This is a genomic window from Erwinia piriflorinigrans CFBP 5888, from assembly GCF_001050515.1.
In the GTDB taxonomy this organism is placed as follows: Bacteria; Pseudomonadota; Gammaproteobacteria; order Enterobacterales; family Enterobacteriaceae; genus Erwinia; species Erwinia piriflorinigrans.
In genome coordinates this window covers 276,742-295,287 of sequence record NZ_CAHS01000014.1, presented here as the reverse complement: position 1 = coordinate 295,287, position 18,546 = coordinate 276,742, and the positions used below count along the sequence as shown (strand labels likewise).

The following is an 18,546-nucleotide window of genomic DNA, read 5'->3' as shown; positions in this document are numbered from 1 at the left end:
GCTATTTGCCCTTCTTCCGCTTCGCTTCCATACTGTTCAAAGACATTCTGGAGGCTGAAGGCCTCTTTTCCTTCCAACAGCAAGGGTACAAGGAGATAACATTGAAACTCTATATCTATGACCATTGCCCGTTTTGCGTCAAAGCCCGTATGATTTTTGGCCTGAAAAACATTCCGGTCGAACTGGTGGTGATGATGAATGATGATGAAGCCACACCGCAGCGCATGATTGGTCAGAAAATGGCACCGATACTGATGAAAGAAGACGGAAGCTGCATGGCAGAAAGTCTTGATATCGTTAATTATGTCGATGCATCCGATCGCCAGCCGCTGCTTACCGGCAGCACTAACGCGGCAATTGCGGACTGGTTGCGCCATATCGGCAGTTACGTGAACAAACTGCTTATTCCCCGCGTGACGGATGCGCCATTTGCCGAATTTGCCACCCCGGAAGCCCGTCACTATTTCAAAGATAAAAAGCAGGGCGTATATGGCGACTTTGTTGAACTAAGAGAACATACGCCGGGCCTGATTAAAAATGTTAATGATGACCTGCGCAAGCTCGACAAGCTGATCGTGCAGCCCAATGCCGTCAACGGTGAGCTGTCGCTGGATGATATTCATCTGTTCCCACTTCTTCGCTCACTGTCGTTAGTTGCCGGGATTGAGTATCCGACACGCGTTGCCGATTATCGCGATAATATGGCAAAACAGACGCAAATTAACCTGCTCTCCTCCGTCGCATCCTGATGCCCACGGGCCGTCATCCTGCGGCCCGTCCTGCCTGCCCCGCAATAATCGGCGTTGTCCTGGTGAACTCTTTGCGCCAGTGGTGCATGCTATGCGCCTGCGCCGCCAGGATTGAGCGGTGAAACAAAACAGAGGAATACCATGAAGAAATCATTTTATGCCCTTAGCGCTCTACTGTTAGCGCTGTTGGTCAGCGGCTGTAACCAGATTGCGCAATACAGCATCAGTGAACAAGAAGTTAACCAGGCGCTGGAAAAACATAACCGCTATGAGAAAAATATTGGCGTTGCCGGGCTGGTCGATGCACACATTACCCTGACCGATCTGCACAGCCAGATTGGCCGCCAGGAACCAAACCGTGTGACGCTGACCGGCAAGGCGAACGTCAATATCAGCTCACTTTTTGGCCCGCAACAGGCTGAAATGACGTTAACGATGAAAGCAGAACCGATGTTTAACCAGCAGGAAGGGGCCATCTACCTGAAAGATATGGAGCTGACTGATATCCAGGTCCAGCCAGAAAAGATGCAGGGTGTGTTGAAGACCTTAACGCCTTATCTCAATGAATCACTGAAAAGTTACTTTAACCAGAAACCCGCTTATGTGCTAAGCACCGACCGCAGTAAAGCCGAGTCGCTGGCCAAGCGCTTCGCCAAGGGGCTGGAAGTTAAGCCAGGTGAACTGATCATTCCCTTCACCGACTGACAGAAACCGGGTACGGGTTAAACCGTATCTTTATTATGCCGGGGCGCATAAATCTGATGCTTTTATGGTGCTTTGTCCCTATGCTTAGACCCCGGCCAAAACCTGCTTAACTCGACTGCCGGAGCACTTAATATGACCGTTCAACCCCAGCAACTGACTATACGCCGCCCTGACGACTGGCACATCCACCTGCGTGACGGAGAGATGCTGGAGGCGGTAGTGCCATTTACCAGTGAAATTTGTGGCCGTGCCATTGTCATGCCTAACCTGGTCCCACCGGTCACCAGCGTCGCCGCCGCCCGTGCCTACCGCGAACGTATCGTTGCCGCCGTACCCGCCGCCCACGCTTTCACCCCGCTGATGACCTGTTACCTGACCGATGGTCTGGACGCGGATGAAATCGAAACCGGCTTTGCTGAAGGAGTTTTCACCGCCGCTAAACTCTATCCGGCACACGCCACCACTAACTCTGCGCACGGCGTCACCAGCATCGACTCGATTGCTACGGTGCTGGAGCGGATGCAGAAAATCGGTATGCCGCTGTTGATCCACGGCGAAGTCACAGACGCGCAGATCGACATTTTCGACCGCGAAGCGCGTTTTATTGAAACCGTGCTACACCCGCTGCGCCAGCGGTTCCCGGAGCTGAAGGTCGTCTGCGAGCATATCACCACCAAAGAAGCGGCAGCCTACGTGCTGGAAGGTAATCAATACCTCGCAGCCACCATTACGCCGCAGCATCTGATGTTTAACCGCAACCATATGCTGGTTGGCGGTATTCGCCCGCATCTCTACTGCCTGCCCGTTCTTAAACGAAATATTCACCAGCAGGCGCTGCGTGATGCCGTAGCCAGCGGCCACTCGCGCTTCTTCCTCGGCACCGATACCGCTCCGCATACGCGCGACCGCAAAGAAAACAGCTGTGGCTGCGCGGGCGTATTTAACGCGCCGTCAATGCTGAGCGCCTACGCGACGGTATTTGAAGAGATCGGTGCACTGGCGCATTTTGAAGCCTTCTGCTCGGAAAATGGCCCGCGCTTCTACGGTCTGCCGCTCAATGAGGGCAAGGTGACGCTGGTGCGTCAACCGTGGACCGTAGCGGAAAGCGTTGCGGTTGGCGACGACGGTTATCAAGTGGTGCCATTCCTCGCGGGTGAAACGCTTAACTGGCAGATCGTTCCTTAGTCGTTCCCCACTTAATAGTGATTGCCTTCGTGTTGGTTACTGTATATATTCACAGTTATTCAACCGGAGGCTATCATGCGTATTGAAGTCACTGTAGCAAAAACCACGTCCCTGCCTGCGGGTGCTATCGATGCGCTAACGCAGGAATTATCTAAACGTATCGACAAACATTTTCCCGATGGAAGCAATACCATATCGGTACGCTATGCCAGCGCGAATAGCCTGACGGTGATGGGGGGCGGCAAAGAAGCGAAAGACCAGATTACGGACATTTTACAGGAAACCTGGGAAAGCGCAGACGACTGGTTCATTACCGATTAATCGTCTTATAGCTCAATATTGTGCCACTTTCGCCGGAAACGCCTTCCGGCTTTTTTCATTTCCGAGAGCATGACTGCCCCCCCCCTCCTTCCCTCTGATTTGCCCTGATTAAAGCGAAAAAACGCATACCGCCTTTTATCGGTTTTATCAGGTAGATACCTCTTAAATAATGCCGTTATATATCATAAGGGATGATTTATCCCTGTCTGATGTTTAATTCGCGCCTTCAGACAAAGAGAGTTGCAGTACTGAAGTTAAATTCAGCGCATTATCGGAACTGCTGTTATAATCAGTTGGCTGCAGGAAAGAAACCGCTTTGAACCTCGATAAATCACTTCGTTGTTATTATTCACGAGTAATAAGGGGGTTATAATGGACAGTAACAAAGATGTCATCCAGACACATCCCCTCATCGGATGGGATATCAGTACAGTAGACAGCTATGATGCCATGATGATCCGCTTGCATTCGCTCTCTTCAGACCAACAGCAGGCTGATGAAGCAGAAGTGGGTCAGACCTACTGGCTGACCACCGATGTTGCCAGACAATTTATTTCCATTCTCGAAGCTGGCATTGCAAAAATAGAAGCAACCGACTACCAGGACCGCGACTACAAGAAACATTAAATGACCGTTCTTTGTTTCTCCAAGGCACCTTATTAAGGTGCCTTTTTCATGCCTGTCATAATTTGTTATTCTGCCAGAATTACCTGGATAAGTGAGGTTGGTAGCAATGGTTTACGATTTGATTGTGGTAGGCAGCGGTTCGGTGGGCGCTGCTGCCGGGTGGTACGCCACTCAGGCTGGCCTGAAAGTGCTGATGATTGACGCCCACCACCCGCCGCACCGTGAAGGCAGCCATCACGGCGAAAGCCGCCTGATACGCCATGCCTACGGTGAAGGTGCACGCTATGTGCCAATGGTGTTACGCGCCCAGCAGCTTTGGGACCAGCTTGAGCAGGACAGCGGCGAGCGCGTGATGCAGCGCTGCGGCGTGCTCAACCTTGCGCCGCGCCACGCCGAATTTATCCAGAATGTGATAAACAGCGCTGAGCAATACTGCCTGAAAACAGAGATCCTCAGCGAGGCCGATGTCAGGCAGCGCTGGCCGCAAATTGCGCTACCGGAGGGCTATATCGGTGTATTCGAACCCGCCTCCGGCTATCTGAAAGCTGAAGTCGCGGTGAAAAGCTGGATCCGTTTGGCGCAAGAGGCTGGCTGCGCCCAGCTGTTTAACTGCCCGGTAAACCGTATCGATACGCAGAACGGGCTGCAAACCGTGACCACGGCAGACGGCGTTTACCAAGCGCGTAAGCTGCTACTAACCGCCGGAACTTGGGTAAAAACGCTCTGCCCCGAGTTACCGATTACCCCGGTACGCAAAGTTTTTGCCTGGCACCAGGCCGACGGCCGCTACAGTGAGAACAATAAATTCCCGGCATTCACCGTGGAGATGCCCGACGGCAACCACTTCTACGGGTTCCCCGCCGATAATAATGCCCTCAAGATGGGCAAGCATGAAGGCGGCCAACCTATTGCCTCAGCCGCCGAGCGTAAGCCGTTTGGCGCTTTGGCAGCCGATGGCAGCGAACTGTTTAGTTTTATGCGCCAATTTTTGCCTGGCGTTGGGGTTTGTCTGCGGGGCGAGGCATGCACCTACGATAACTCTCCGGATGGGGATTTTATTATTGATACATTGCCGAATGAACCTGACCGCATGGTGATCGGTGGTTTAAGTGGGCATGGTTTCAAGTTCGCCAGCGTACTGGGAGAGATAGCGGCGCAGTTTGCCCGGGGTGAGCGGAGTGAATTTGATTTAAGCCCGTTTTCGCTGTCGCGCTTTGCCGCCACTGCATAGCTGTATTAAGCCAGGAATGGCTCAATCCGTGAGCCATTCCTGAAACGATGCGAGATTACTCGCCAGCCTCGGCAGCCGCTTTTTTACGGCGCAGGCGCAGCTTATTGACCAGACGGTGCGCTTCCGCACGACTGCCAACCGAAGGGGCCGATCCACGCAGGGGTTTGCGCGCGGTTTCACGCAGGGTAAAGACGGTGATAACCCCAATGACCCCGGCCCCCATCAGATAATAAGCTGGCATCAGCAGATTACCGGTTTTCTCCACCAGCCAAGTGGTGATCAACGGCGTAGTGCCACCAAACAGCGAGACCGACAAATTGAAACCAATAGCCAGTGCGCTATAGCGGATATCCGTGGAAAACAGCGCCGGTAAGGTTGCTGGCATCGAACCACTGAAGCAGGTGTGAATCACCCCGAGAATAATCAGCCCGGTAAATACCAGCAGCATGTTGCCAGTGCCAATCAGCATCATACTCGGCACTGCCAGCACGATCAGGCCAATCGCCCCGGCCCAAATGACAGGGCGACGTCCCAGGCGGTCATTCCAGTGCCCCCAGAACAGCGTAAGCGGCATCATCACGAACATCACCACCAGAATCAGTAATAAGGAACTCAGTTCGCTCAGGCCAAGAATCCCGGTCAGGTAGCTCGGCATATAAGAGGTCAGCATATAGTTTGACACGTTGAACAGCAGTACCAGGCCAATACATTTCAGCATGGCGGCACGGTACTTACTCAACATCTGCCACAGACCGAGGCGCGGTTTGCTGTGCTCCAGCGCGTCCTGTTTTTCCATATGCTTCTGGAAGGCCGGGGTTTCCTCCAGCTTCAAACGGATATACAGCCCAAATAGCCCCAGCGGCGCGGCAATAAAGAACGGAATGCGCCAGCCCCAGTCAAGCAGGTCCTGTTCTGGCATCGCTGCGGTTAACGCCGTCACCAATCCGGCTCCCAGCAGATAGCCGCCGAGCGTACCGAATTCAAGAAAACTGCCCATAAAGCCACGGCGTTCATCGGTGGAGTACTCCGCGATAAAGGTCGCCGCACCGCCATATTCCCCACCGGTTGAGAAGCCTTGTAACAGGCGCGCCAGCAGCAGTAGCACCGGGGCCATAATGCCTATCGAATGATACCCGGGAATAATGCCGATGCAGAAGGTGCCAATCGACATCATAATCATGGTGATTGCCAGCACTTTCTGGCGACCGATGCGATCGCCAAGCGGCCCGAATACCAGGCCCCCAACCGGTCGAACCAGGAACGCTGCGGCAAACGCGCCGAATGTGGCCAGCAGCTGCGCTGCCGGACTGCCACCGGGGAAAAACACCTTGCCGATAGTCACAGCGAGATAGCTGTAAACGCCGAAGTCAAACCACTCCATCGCGTTACCCAAGGCAGCGGCACCCACCGCGCGTTTCAGCATCGACTTATCAACGATGGTAATATCGTCAACGTGGAGTTCCTTGCTGGTTGCCTTATTTTTATTCCAGAAATGTTTTTTTTGAGGCTGCTGCCCCACTGATTTATCGCCCATTAGCGCTCCCGATGGTGGACATCATATTGAGAGCAGCTTTATAGCTTTCGTCGCCAGAAAAAAAGCACGGTGGAAGAAAGCTATAACTCTGCAAACCTGTAACCGTAATGAATGGTAAATCCAAGGTTATTCGTTATTTACACAACATTACCCTAGACAAGATCGCGCGATTTATCAAGTCGGCCACATTTTCCCCCAAGATTTGTCAAAATCACCTTATTAACATGCGGCAGCCTCTTCGCTGGTGAAAGAGTCGTCTGGTCGAGATGGCTCTAACCTGTAAAGCATAAAAAATCATAACTATTTTCGTATCCCCGAACTGACAAATCCGTACAAATATCTGACACTAAATTAAATTACGTGCAAATAATCAGAACGTTAACGCACCATTTAAAAGTTAAAAAAATCCCTTTTGTTAATGACATGTGGAAGTTAATTCCATACAACTTCTGATATTCTGTATAAAACCTGACTTATAAGTCAAAAAACTTGAATAAGATAACATTTTCTAAAAACTGTAAACATATTTGTTGATTTTATTCCTGGTTATGGTCAGTCTTATTTTAAATAATGACGGACGGATATCACTATGCGGTGGAAAAATAGCGTTTTGCGTTATGGCGCATTGAGCATCGGTATGCACTGGCTGGTGGCCGCTGCGGTATATGGCATGTTCGCACTCGGACTGTGGATGGTCACGCAGGGTTACTACGATGAGTGGTATCACAAAGCCCCGGAACTGCATAAAAGTATAGGTATGGTGTTGTTTGCCGTCATGCTGGTACGCGTGGTATGGCGGTTTATTTCCCCTCCACCCAAGCCGCTCAAGAGCTATAGCCCGCTGGTTCGCCATAGTGCGGTTATCGCCCACCTTCTGCTTTATGGGTTGCTGTTTGCCATTTTGATCAGTGGCTATTTGATCTCAACGGCAGAGGGCAAACCCATCGATGTATTTGGCATCCTGCCGGTGCCCGCATTGTTTAGCGGGCTGGGCGAACAGGCCGATTTGGCTGGCGACATTCATCTCTGGCTGGCATGGAGCGTGGTGATCCTTTCCGCCCTCCACGGGCTGGCCGCGTTGAAACACCATTTTATCGATCGCGATATCACGTTAAAAAGGATGCTGGGTCACCGCATCGACTAACCTCATGAAAGGAAAACGCTATGCTGAAGAAAACGATTCTGGGCCTGACAACCGCTGCGCTATTAATCACCGGAGCGGCCGCCAACGCAGCCGAGTATAAAATTGATAAGGAAGGACAGCACGCCTTTGTGCACTTCCGTATCAAGCACCTGGGATATAGCTGGCTGTACGGCAGTTTCAAAGATTTTGATGGCGCATTCACTTTTGACGAGGCGGATCCGAGCAAAGATAAAGTGAATGTCGTCATTAATACCGCAAGTGTCGATACCAACCACGCAGAGCGTGATAAGCATCTGCGCAGCGCTCACTTCCTCAATACGGGTAAATTCCCACAGGCGACCTATGTTTCTACCGGGGTGGTGAAAGAGGGCGACGGGCTGACCGTCAACGGTAATCTGACGCTGAACGGCGTCACCAAGCCGGTCAAACTGGCTGCCAGGATGATTGGTGAAGGCAAAGACCCGTGGGGAGGCTACCGCGCTGGCTTTGAAGCAGCCGGTAAAATTGCCCTGAAAGATTTCAAGGTTGAGACCGATTTGGGACCCGCTTCGCAGGAAGTTGACCTGATTATTTCTGTAGAAGGCGTGCGCCAGTAAAGGTTTGCAGCAGGGAATCTCACCGGGCGGTTGCCCGGTGAGAAAACGCATTACTCTTTCGGGGAAGGAATATGCATCGTCGTGCTTAGCAGGCCACGCGATTTGTTGAATATCTTGTTGCCATTCTCACGTCCCGCACGACGGGCGCGCTGCTCCTCAGGCGTCAGAGCCAGCTCCTCCATACACAACGGGCTACAGCAGTGATTAAACTTCACCGCGCAGGCCGGACACTGAATAAACAACAGGTGGCAGCCGTCATTCAGACAGTTAACATGATTGTCGCAGGATGCTCCGCACTGGTGGCAATGTGCAATCACGTCGTCAGAAATACGCTCACCCATGCGCTCGTCGAAGACAAAGTTTTTACCTTTAAAACGCACCGGTAAACCCTGTTCGCGCGCACGGCGGGCATACTCAATGATGCCACCCTCAATGTGGTACACATTTTCATATCCGTTATGGCGCATCCAGGCGCTGGCTTTTTCACAGCGGATCCCCCCCGTGCAGTACATAACGATTTTTTTATCTTTGTCCTGCTCCAACATATCAACCGCCATAGGCAGCTGGTCGCGGAACGTATCGGCCGGAATTTCCAGGGCATTGTCAAAATGCCCCACTTCATATTCATAGTGATTGCGCATGTCGACGAAAACCGCTTCGGGATCGTCCAGCATGGCATTCACTTCTGCCGCTTTCAGGTAGGCTCCGACATCGCTGGCATCAAAGCTTTCATCAGTGATACCGTCCGCCACAATGCGCTCACGGACTTTCAGACGCAGTACCCAGAAGGATTTGCCATCATCGTCCAGCGCAATGTTCATACGCAGATTGTCCAGCGCCGGATGAAATCCATACAAGGTAGTTTTCATCTCCTCATACAGGCTTGCAGGCACGCTGACCTGGGCGTTAATCCCTTCTGCCGCGACATAGACGCGGCCAAATACCTTCAGCCGGGTCAGCGCCACGTAAAGCGCATCACGGAATGCCCGCGGATCTTCAATGGTAAAATACTTATAGAAAGAAACTGTGGTGCGCGGCTCGGTTTCAGCCAGCATACGCGCTTTTAGCTCTTCATTGGACACAAGGTTATGTAACACTGGCATGGTGTACTTTCCTGAATTCAAATAGGGTAAATTTTTTTGCGCGTCTATAATACATTAGTTAACGTGTCATGTCCTTAGCCTCGGGGTATCGCCAATAAGACTGAAGCAGCAGATTATTTCAGTTTTCATATTTATGATGGCACAATAGGCCATAACTAAACTTTAATGAGCTTCATAATAGCTCCCTTTTTTGGACGTTCTGGAAACTCATGACTCAGCTGCCTCAATTTAGTCGTGCATTACTGCATCCCCGTTATTGGTTTACCTGGTTGGGTATTGCGCTTCTCTATGTGCTGGTGTTACTCCCCTACCCGGTGCTCTATTACATAGGGTGTGGATTAGGAAGGCTTTCCATGCGCTTCCTGAAACGCCGGGTGGACGTTGCCAGACGCAATCTTGAACTCTGTTTTCCACAGATGCCAGACGCCGAGCGTGAAGCGCTGGTGAAACGCAACTTCGAGTCGCTGGGCATGGGGTTGATTGAGACCGGCATGGCCTGGTTTTGGCCGGACTGGCGCATCACTAAATGGTTCAAAGTTAGCGGGTTGGAGCATATTAGTAAGGCTGCTGCCGACCAGAAAGGCGTACTGTTAATCGGTATGCATTTTCTGACGCTTGAGCTGGGAGCGCGGATCTTCGGCATCCACAACCCGGGTATTGGCGTTTATCGCCCCAATGATAATGCGCTGCTCGACTGGCTTCAGACATGGGGGCGCATGCGTTCGAATAAGAGCATGCTCGACCGCAAAGATCTGAAGGGCATGATCCGCGCACTGAAAAGTGGCGATATTATCTGGTACGCCCCTGACCACGATTACGGCCCGAAAAGCAGTGTGTTCGTGCCATTTTTTGCCGTTGATCAGGCGGCGTCAACTAAGGGCAGCTACCTGCTTATCCGCAGCGGCAATCCGGCAGTGATCCCATTTGTGCCACGCCGCCTGCCGACAGGTAAAGGCTACGAAATGGTGATCCTGCCTGAAGAGCAGACCATTCCTTTGGACGACGAAGCGGCGACGGCCGCTCGCATGAACCACATTGTTGAACACGGTGTATTGATGGCACCGGACCAATATATGTGGCTACATCGCCGCTTCAAAACTCGCCCTGAAGGCCAGCCTGCGCTTTACTAGATTGCCTTGGCAGGCCGGTTCTCCGGCCCGCCTTCCCCTCACTCTGTCTGTTACCAGAAAATCAGCTTAACTGTCGGCCACACGATTACCACTTTGTGCAGTCGCGCCATTTTTTTATGTTGCGCCCTTGCATCTTTGCGGATAGCGACAACAATTACCCTTTAGTTTATTCACACCACGGAGATAGCGATGAACCTTTATGCCACGCTGGAAGAAGCCATCGATGCTGCTCGCGAAGAGTATCTGGCTGCCAACCCAGAACAGGAAGAGGATGAGGCTTCAGTCAGCCAGTTTAACCTGCAAAAATATGTGATGCAGGATGGCGATATCATGTGGCAGGCCGAATTTTTCACTAACGACGGTGACGACGGTGAGTGCCTGGCCCTTTGTAGCGGTGAAGCCGCACAGGCGATCTTTGACGGCGAATTTGATGAGGTTGAACTGCGTCAGGAGTGGCTGCCGGAAAATACCCTGCATGAGTGGGACGACGGCGAATTTCAACTCGAGCCACCGGGTGATACCGAAGAGGGCAAGGCGGCAGCTGAAGAGTGGGAAGATGATAATAGCGAATCCGATAACCTGAACTGACCTCGCGGCGGCGCTAGTTGTATGGCCCATGTTGCGCATCTACCGGCAGCAATAGCGTATCCACAACCAGTGAAAGCGGCAGGTCGATGATAGCAATAAAACGCCACGGCTTATCGCGTACATCCCACTGCACGCCGGGATAATATTGATTACCGTGTCCTTGTCCGGGCACGGTTCTACTAATAATACTGCCACAGCCGCTTAGTACCAGTATGCTCAGACCCATCGCCATTGCGCGTATCAGCATTGTCATTCTCCCCTTCTCTTCATAAGTTACGCCTGCAAGCGCACTATTTTACCGCTTATTGGCCGGTCCACTGCGATTGCCAATGCAAAGAATGCGTAAAAAAAGCCGGAACACTGTGTCCCGGCTTTGATTCAATGGCCTCTGCGCTGGTACAACAACCAGACAGCCCTACTTGGCGTTATCCAACGCCAACGGATTGAGTTTCAAATTATGGTAGTAATCTGACCAGTCGCGATACTTGTCTGCATTCTGCCACAGGCGATAGTGCATGCGCGAAAGGGTGACCGGATCGCTAATCAGTGCCAGGCGACTGTCGCGGTCCAGATTAGCCGGAGAACCGCTTAACGCCTGCTCGACGCGCCGATCGCGGGCGAAATCAAGGATATCGCTCTGCAAGTGGCGCGAAGTCGCCATTGCGCTTGCCAGCGCGTTGAACGACGGATGGAAGAGAGCATGCATAAAGCCATTCTCCAACGCACGTTCGCGGTTAAGTTCGACGTAGCGATCGGTATCCAGCAGCTCTTGCGGTGGATTGTACTCTTCCGGGATCAGGAACAGCTTGCCGCGCTTAGACGCCTGTCCAAGTGTACGACGACTGGACCATACAGAAACAAACGGTGACAGGATCAGCGAGAAGACAATCGGTGACAGCCACCATAAGAAGTTAAGATCCAGCCAACCCATTCCACCGGCCCAGACCAGACCCAGCAGCATCTGCGAACCATGACGCTTAAACGCCTCGCTCCACGGCGTGGCGTCGTCATCACGCTGCGGTGAGTTCCATACCACTTCCCAGCCGAGGAATGCGCTGACCACGAAAACGGTGTGGAACAGCATACGCACAGGTGCCAGCAGCACTGAGAACAGCATTTCCAGGAACAGTGAAGCCAGCACGCGCAATGCCCCACCGTAGGGCTTCGCCCCTTTGCACCATACCAGGATAATACTCAACAGCTTCGGCAAAAACAGCAGGACCAGCGTCGTAGAGAACAGCGCGATAGCCAGTTCAGGTCGCCACTGCGGCCACACCGGGAACAGCTGGCGCGGTTGCAGGAAGTACTGCGGCTCCATCAGCGTATGCACCACCTGTAGGGCAGTAGATAACGCCAGGAACATAAACCACAGCGGTGCAGAGAGATAAGACATCACGCCAGTGAGGAATACCGCACGGTGAACCGGGTGCATCCCTTTTACCAGGAACAGACGGAAGTTCATCAGGTTGCCATGACACCAGCGACGGTCGCGCTTTAGCTCATCCAGCAGGTTCGGCGGCAGTTCTTCATAGGAGCCTGGTAAATCGTAGGCGATCCACACTCCCCAGCCCGCACGGCGCATCAGCGCGGCTTCGACAAAGTCATGCGAAAGGATAGAACCGGCAAATGAGCCTTCACCCGGCAGAGGCGCCAGCGCACAGTGCTCAATAAATGGCTGAACGCGAATAATGGCGTTGTGGCCCCAGTAGTGCGACTCACCCAACTGCCAGAAATGCAGACCGGCGGTAAACAGTGGCCCATAAACCCGGGTGGCAAACTGCTGGCAACGTGCGTACAGCGTGTCCATACCCGATGCTTTTGGCGACGACTGGATAATCCCCGCATTCGGGTTGGCTTCCATCATGCGTACCAGGCCATTCAAGCACCCGCCACTCATCACGCTGTCGGCATCCAGTACAACCATGTAGCTGTACTGACTGCCCCAACGGCGGCAGAAGTCATCAATGTTACCGGATTTGCGCTTCACGCGGCGGCGGCGGCGGCGATAGAAAATGCGCCCTTCCCCGCCCACATCACGCACCAACTCCATCCAGGCCTTTTGCTCGGCCATCGCGATATCAGGATTGTAACTGTCGCTGAGAATATACACATCGTAGTTGGCCTGTTCACCGGTACGGACTACCGACTCCCAGGTGGCGCGCAGACCTGCGAACACGCGTTCAACGTCTTCATTACAGATCGGCATAATCAACGCCGTGCGATGTTCCGGGTTGATCGGTTCATCGCCGCTGGTCAGATAGGAAATGCTGTATTTATCCTTACCGATCAGCAGTTGCAGGAAGCCCATCAGCGCGGTCCAGAACCCGGCTGAAACCCAGCAAAACAGTACGGCGAACAGGAACAGGATCCCGGTTTGCAGCACGTAAGGCAAAATTTGCAGTACCGACTGCTGCCAGTTCTGGTCGATCATCTCCATCGGATCGATTAACGCCCAGCCCTGATAAGGCAGAATGGTTTTCATGTACCAGGTCGCCACCACCGTCTGAAAGACGGTCAGGAACAGCAGGATATAGCGACGAATGGAGCCTACATGCCGCCATTTATCTTCTGCCTTCTGCTCTTCTTTGCTGGCATAACGTGGGGTGCTTTTGCGTCCACGTACGGCATCCCAGGCACGTGCAACCGGGTTGGTGCGCCACTCCTCGGGATACATTGAAGAACGGGTGTGCCTGGGCATCGCTTTCAGCGTTGTGCGATCCAGCGCATCTTTGTCAAACTGACGCCCCTCATCGACAGATTCAGGCCAGCTCATTTCGATACGTGCTTTGACCGACGCCTGGGGCGCATCATCAGGACGCGGTTCTACCGCCCCCCCTTCAGCCAACTGGTGATGCAGCTGGCTGAAGGTATCATCGGTGTTTTCAGGCGAAACGTCACGCAACGCCCCTTTCCGCTCTGGGGAGAGAGGCAGCGCATCAATATATTCAGCGGGTATTACGGTTGACTTATTCATTGGCAGGCAACTGATTGCTCCAGGTTTCCGTCAGCGTTTTGTCACCGTTCACCAGTGCAGCACGCATTTCCGTAGGTTGTTTGGTGTCTTTAACACGAATGCGCAGCATCAGACGCCAGCCTTTGGTCACCGGATTATAGCGGACGCTGTTCTCCACCAGTTCACCGTTATTACCAATGCTGACCTGAGGCGTCACCGGGGTGTTTTCCGCTAGCTTGCTCATTTCCGGGCCAACAAAATCAACGATAAAGGCTACGGTGCCGTCCGGTTGGCGCACAAGGTTAGACTGTTTTACATCGCCGGTAGAGCGAAGTGTACTCTTCACATAAGCCGTTTCCGGCGAATGCAGTTGGCTTTCATCACGGGTGAAATGCAGACGATAGGCAAATTTCATCTCTTTACCCGCTTCAGGCAGACTTTCCGGGGTCCAGAATGCCACGATATTGTCGTTGGTTTCATCCGCTGTCGGGATCTCAACCAGCTCCACGCGCCCTTTACCCCAATCGCCCTGCGGTTCTATCCAGCCGCTTGGACGCAGATCGTAACGGTCGTCCAGATCCTGGAACTTATCAAATTCACGCCCACGTTGCAGCAGGCCGAAACCGCGTGGGTTTTCAACGGTAAAGGTACTGACCGCCAGATGTTTCGGATTATTCAGCGGACGCCAAATCCACTCACCGTTACCGGCATGGATCGACAGGCCGTTAGAATCATGCAGGGCCGGACGGTAGTTAACCTGAGAAGAAGGCTGATTGGCACCAAAGAGGTACATGCTGGTTAATGGCGCAACGCCCAGCTTACCAATCTTGTCACGCAGATAAACCTTTGACTGCACATCGACAGTGCTGTCTTTACCCGGAGTGATCAGGAAACGATAAGCCCCCGTAGCACGCGGCGAGTCGAGCAAGGCATAAATGACCAGGTGTTTATCCTGCGGTTTTGGGCGTTCAATCCAGAACTGCTTGAAACGCGGGAACTCTTCACCAGAAGGCAGAGCGGTGTCAATGGCCAGGCCACGCGCAGAAAGCCCATAAACCTGCCCGGCACCGATAACGCGGAAATAACTGGCGCCGAGGAAGCTGGAAATTTCATCTTTCTTATCTTTGCTATTTAACGGATACAACACTTTGAAACCGGCAAAGCCGAGGTTTTTCAGCGTGTCAGCATCGTGTGGGACGTTACCAAAGTTGAAATACTCTGGGGAGTATTTGATCTCGCGCACGCTGTTTGCGGTCACTTCATTAAGACGTACCGGGGTATCGAAGTACATACCCTGATGGTAGAATTCAAGTTTAAAAGGGGTCTTGAGCTTACTCCAGTATGCTTTGTCATGGTTGAACTGGATCTGCTGGTAATTGGCGTACTTCATTTCACGCAGCTGCGAAGGAAGATTGCTTTTCGGCGCTTCGAAGCTCTTCCCGGCTAAATCCTTCGCCTGTTTCGCCACATCGTCAATGCTGAAAGCCCAACTGCTGTTGGCATACATTGAAAACAAAACGGCAGCGCCAACCCAGCGCAATTTCATCAGTTGTGGTTTATTGTTCATTTTAATCCGGACATCCCCCCATTTCGGGTGCTTTAACAATTAATTCATCTTAAAGGATAATTTAGCAATCCGACAGCCTGACCGCGTTTTTGTTCCGATATTCTGATTCACGAAACATCCAACTCTTACGCTTTTAGCGGAACCAGATTCGACTGATAGTATACGCTTATTCACCCGGTTAAAGTAAGCGGTAAGCTTTAGGCTGATTAAGGATTCATTTAGCAGATAACGCATTGAATAATGGACATTTATGACTAAAAAAACACAGCAAAGAGAGTACTTCCTTGATTCGATTCGCGCTTGGTTAATGTTATTAGGGGTGCCTTTTCATGTGTCGCTCATTTATTCTACTCAAAGCTGGTCGGTAAACAGCAGCTCACCGTCCGAGTGGCTGACGTTGCTGAATGATTTCATCCATGCATTTCGCATGCAGGTGTTCTTCGTGATATCGGGATATTTCTCCTACATGCTGTTTCTGCGTTACAACCCCTGGCACTGGCTGAAGGTGCGCACGGAGCGGGTTGGCATTCCGATGCTGGCTGCCATACCGCTAATCACCCTGCCCCAATTTTTCATGCTCAAAGAGTGGACCAGCAAGATTGGTGACTGGAGTAGCATGACGTTTTATCAGCAGTACAATGCGCTGGTTTGGGATTTGATTTCCCACCTGTGGTTTCTGTTAGTGCTGATGCTGCTCACCGTGGCGAGTTTTTGGCTTTTCGCTTTATTGCGCGACAGTAAGAGAGAAAAATCAGAGTATTCCGAACTAGGATGGGGCCGCCTTACCCTCTGGATACTGCTTTGCAGCCTTTCATGGTGTATTTTCCGCCGCACGCTGTTTATCTTTGCCCCGCAGATCCTCGGCGATGCGCTGTTCAATATGGCGGTGATGCAGACGTTACTTTATCTGCCGTTCTTTGTTCTGGGGGCGATGGCGTGGAAATATCCCGCAATTAAAGCCCTGTTTGTTCGCCCGATACCCTGGACCTTTGTCGGCTCCGCCCTGGCATTCGTCGTTTATGTCGCCAATCAAACGTGGAGTCATGGTGAAGGCTGGCTGTATGAAATCGATGCGGTGACATCAATGCTGATGGGGCTGTGGATGATCAACGTCGTGTTTGCATTTGGCCATCGCCTGCTGAATTCGCACTCTCCGCGTGTAAAGTATCTGGTCAACGCGTCACTTTTTATCTATCTGGTACACCATCCGTTAACCATTCTCTACGGCATTCTTTTCGTCAATGAAATCGGTAACAACACGGTGGGTTTCTTTGCCGGACTGGTGTTTGTCTTTGGCATCTCATTTGTGCTGTATGAAATCCATTTGCGTGTTCCACTACTGCGTTTCCTGTTTTCCGGTAAAGCGCAGCGTTAGCCTGTTAGCGGGGCGCGCGCCCCGCTAACAGCGGTTCATAACAGCCACTCGATCGGCAAACGCGACACAAGGCGGACTAACAGACGCTGCATCAGTCGCGTTCGTGGCTCATGTTTATGCACGACCTCTTTCTCCGGGTCGCCCGGATATTCCACCCAGTTTATGCGTCCCCAGCTATCCAGGCGGAGCGTCCAGGCCTTGTCGGGCATATGGGCCATAAAGCGCTGATGAATTTGCGTCGCCAGGCTTTTACTCTCAATCACCAGTCCCATTTCTGTGTTCAGCATTGCCGAACGCGGATCAAAATTAAACGAGCCGATAAACAGCTGCTGATTATCTACGCTGAACGTTTTGGCGTGCAGACTGGCTCCTGAGTTGCCGGTTAAGCCACGATCGTGTGGCGAATGAACCATCCCGTCATGAGGCTTTAACTCATACAGCGTCACGCCGTGACGTAATAGTTTTTTGCGCCATTTGGCATAACCGGCATGCACGACGGAGACATCATTAGCCGCGAGTGAATTGGTCAGAACGGCGATTTTCACCCCGTTACGCACCAGCGAAAGCAGCTGCGCCACTCCGGCGCGCGTTGGGACAAAATAAGCAGAAATAATATCGAACTGGCGCTGCGGTTTGCCAATTGCAGACAACATGCGCTGCGGCAAGAGTGTACTGGTTCTGGCACGCCCCAAACCTTTGCGCGGATCGTCACTTAACAGGCGGGTATTGGCCCAGATAAACGGCAAAGAACGGCCTTCAAGCTGGCTGACAAACGGCGACTCATCCACCCGTTGCAGATAGCGCTGTACCTGGGACGTTTCGCGCCACGCCTGCGGTAGCGTTACAGCAGAGAGTTCACCGGCATCCTCGTCAACGACAATGTTCAGAGGCGCAACGGCCCGACTTTGCCAGTAACGGGCAAAATCCTTTGCCACCTCCCCGACAACCGGCCCCACAGCCAGCACGTCAAGATCGGTAAATAAAGGTTCGTCCCCGGCGGCAAAATACTCATCGCCAATATTGCGACCGCCAACGATAGTCGCCGTGTTATCGACGGTAAAACTTTTGTTATGCATACGCCTGTTCAGACGGGCGAAATCCGTGATGTAGCCAATGGCGCGCAGAGTACGGAACGAAAAGGGATTGAATAAGCGTACGTCTATATTGGGGTGACGATTCAGTTCGCTCAGCGTTTCATCAAGCCCACGGGTATTGTTATCATCCAGCAACAGCCGCACCTTGACCCCGCGCCGGGCGGCAGCCAAAACGGCGCTGAACAGTAACCGTCCGGACATGTCGTTTTGCCAAATATAATACTGAATATCCAGCGACCGTTCGGCCATTGAGATCAGCAGATAACGGGCGGCAAAGGCGTCCAAACCCTCCGTCAAAGGGAAGATGCCGCTATGTTCGGGATGTTGCTCCGCCAAAGGTATGACGGCCTGCGCCAGCCGTGGACGCGCAGTCGCCGCCGAAGAGCCGGCATCCGGCGACTGATGTTTCTCGGTCATCGACGATCCTTGAGTTGATTAGGGGGATTTTGCGGCCAATGAGCTATTGTACAAGGGGTGTGAGTCGTCATTCGTTGCTGACAGCATCAGCATACCCAAAGAGTGATAACGAGAACAAAAGCGATCAGCGTAAAGGAGGTGATGGCAAAAACCATAATAGTAAAAGGAGCATCTTCTAACGGCACTGGCTTTTCTTTTCCGGACTCAGTTTCAGAATTGTTTTTCAT

General features: G+C 52.4%; 18 protein-coding genes. 11 read left to right on the top strand and 7 right to left on the bottom strand.

What is annotated here, in order from left to right:
- Positions 1 to 101 precede the first annotated feature (101 nt).
- The 6 genes from grxB to solA all read left to right on the top strand — a co-directional run bounded on the left by grxB (position 102) and on the right by solA (position 4,818).
- Entirely contained in the window at positions 102 to 749 is a 648-nt protein-coding gene (gene grxB, locus EPIR_RS07495) for a glutaredoxin 2 (protein WP_023654734.1), read from the top strand.
- Between the two features lie 141 nt (positions 750 to 890).
- Positions 891 to 1,454 carry a lipoprotein gene (locus EPIR_RS07490; RefSeq protein WP_023654733.1) on the top strand — a complete coding sequence of 188 codons (564 nt, stop codon included), beginning with the start codon at positions 891 to 893 and terminating at the stop codon, positions 1,452 to 1,454.
- A 132-nt stretch (positions 1,455 to 1,586) separates the two neighbouring features.
- The gene (gene pyrC, locus EPIR_RS07485) at positions 1,587 to 2,639 is read left to right on the top strand and encodes a dihydroorotase (RefSeq protein ID WP_023654732.1); all 1,053 of its coding nucleotides are present in this window, start codon (positions 1,587 to 1,589) and stop codon (positions 2,637 to 2,639) included.
- A 75-nt stretch (positions 2,640 to 2,714) separates the two neighbouring features.
- Positions 2,715 to 2,960, top strand: a complete 246-nt coding sequence (gene dinI, locus EPIR_RS07480; RefSeq protein WP_023654731.1) for a DNA damage-inducible protein I — start codon at positions 2,715 to 2,717, stop codon at positions 2,958 to 2,960.
- A 372-nt stretch (positions 2,961 to 3,332) separates the two neighbouring features.
- The gene (bssS, locus tag EPIR_RS07475) at positions 3,333 to 3,587 is read left to right on the top strand and encodes a biofilm formation regulator BssS (RefSeq protein WP_023654730.1); all 255 of its coding nucleotides are present in this window, start codon (positions 3,333 to 3,335) and stop codon (positions 3,585 to 3,587) included.
- Positions 3,588 to 3,693: 106 nt separating this feature from the next.
- The gene (gene solA, locus EPIR_RS07470; protein ID WP_023654729.1) at positions 3,694 to 4,818 is read left to right on the top strand and encodes an N-methyl-L-tryptophan oxidase; all 1,125 of its coding nucleotides are present in this window, start codon (positions 3,694 to 3,696) and stop codon (positions 4,816 to 4,818) included.
- A 55-nt stretch (positions 4,819 to 4,873) separates the two neighbouring features.
- On the opposite strand, the gene proP is transcribed toward solA, so the two are convergent.
- Complete coding sequence (gene proP / locus EPIR_RS07465) at positions 4,874 to 6,352, bottom strand: glycine betaine/L-proline transporter ProP (RefSeq protein WP_023654728.1); 1,479 nt, start codon at positions 6,350 to 6,352, stop codon at positions 4,874 to 4,876.
- A gap of 589 nt (positions 6,353 to 6,941) precedes the next feature.
- Between proP and EPIR_RS07460 the strand changes: the two genes are divergently transcribed.
- Positions 6,942 to 7,496 (top strand): cytochrome b, encoded by a 555-nt coding sequence (locus tag EPIR_RS07460; protein ID WP_023654727.1) that lies wholly within the window; start codon positions 6,942 to 6,944, stop codon positions 7,494 to 7,496.
- A 23-nt stretch (positions 7,497 to 7,519) separates the two neighbouring features.
- Positions 7,520 to 8,092, top strand: a complete 573-nt coding sequence (locus EPIR_RS07455; RefSeq protein ID WP_157037514.1) for a YceI family protein — start codon at positions 7,520 to 7,522, stop codon at positions 8,090 to 8,092.
- 50 nt (positions 8,093 to 8,142) lie between these two features.
- Here EPIR_RS07455 and trhO read toward each other — a convergent pair whose 3' ends face one another.
- Complete coding sequence (gene trhO, locus EPIR_RS07450; RefSeq protein WP_023654725.1) at positions 8,143 to 9,195, bottom strand: oxygen-dependent tRNA uridine(34) hydroxylase TrhO; 1,053 nt, start codon at positions 9,193 to 9,195, stop codon at positions 8,143 to 8,145.
- Positions 9,196 to 9,404: 209 nt separating this feature from the next.
- Here trhO and EPIR_RS07445 point away from each other — a divergent pair, with 209 nt between their 5' ends.
- Positions 9,405 to 10,325, top strand: a complete 921-nt coding sequence (locus EPIR_RS07445) for a Kdo(2)-lipid IV(A) acyltransferase (RefSeq protein WP_023654724.1) — start codon at positions 9,405 to 9,407, stop codon at positions 10,323 to 10,325.
- Positions 10,326 to 10,514: 189 nt separating this feature from the next.
- The gene (locus EPIR_RS07440) at positions 10,515 to 10,913 is read left to right on the top strand and encodes a MysB family protein (protein WP_023654723.1); all 399 of its coding nucleotides are present in this window, start codon (positions 10,515 to 10,517) and stop codon (positions 10,911 to 10,913) included.
- A 13-nt stretch (positions 10,914 to 10,926) separates the two neighbouring features.
- Here the strand turns inward: EPIR_RS07440 and EPIR_RS07435 are convergent, their stop codons facing one another.
- The 3 genes from EPIR_RS07435 to EPIR_RS07425 form a co-directional block, all read right to left on the bottom strand.
- Positions 10,927 to 11,166 carry a YceK/YidQ family lipoprotein gene (locus tag EPIR_RS07435; protein ID WP_048697092.1) on the bottom strand — a complete coding sequence of 80 codons (240 nt, stop codon included), beginning with the start codon at positions 11,164 to 11,166 and terminating at the stop codon, positions 10,927 to 10,929.
- Between the two features lie 162 nt (positions 11,167 to 11,328).
- Positions 11,329 to 13,887, bottom strand: a complete 2,559-nt coding sequence (gene mdoH / locus EPIR_RS07430) for a glucans biosynthesis glucosyltransferase MdoH (RefSeq protein ID WP_023654721.1) — start codon at positions 13,885 to 13,887, stop codon at positions 11,329 to 11,331.
- The gene (locus tag EPIR_RS07425; protein WP_193387539.1) at positions 13,880 to 15,415 is read right to left on the bottom strand and encodes a glucan biosynthesis protein G; all 1,536 of its coding nucleotides are present in this window, start codon (positions 15,413 to 15,415) and stop codon (positions 13,880 to 13,882) included. Before EPIR_RS07425 ends, mdoH begins: the two co-directional genes overlap by 8 nt.
- Before the next feature lie 268 nt (positions 15,416 to 15,683).
- Between EPIR_RS07425 and mdoC the strand changes: the two genes are divergently transcribed.
- Positions 15,684 to 16,808 carry a glucans biosynthesis protein MdoC gene (gene mdoC, locus EPIR_RS07420; protein ID WP_023654719.1) on the top strand — a complete coding sequence of 375 codons (1,125 nt, stop codon included), beginning with the start codon at positions 15,684 to 15,686 and terminating at the stop codon, positions 16,806 to 16,808.
- 35 nt (positions 16,809 to 16,843) lie between these two features.
- Here mdoC and EPIR_RS07415 read toward each other — a convergent pair whose 3' ends face one another.
- A complete protein-coding gene (locus EPIR_RS07415; protein ID WP_023654718.1) occupies positions 16,844 to 18,319 on the bottom strand; it encodes a phospholipase D family protein in 1,476 nt (491 codons plus the stop codon).
- A gap of 86 nt (positions 18,320 to 18,405) precedes the next feature.
- Complete coding sequence (locus tag EPIR_RS18875) at positions 18,406 to 18,546, bottom strand: hypothetical protein (protein WP_023654717.1); 141 nt, start codon at positions 18,544 to 18,546, stop codon at positions 18,406 to 18,408.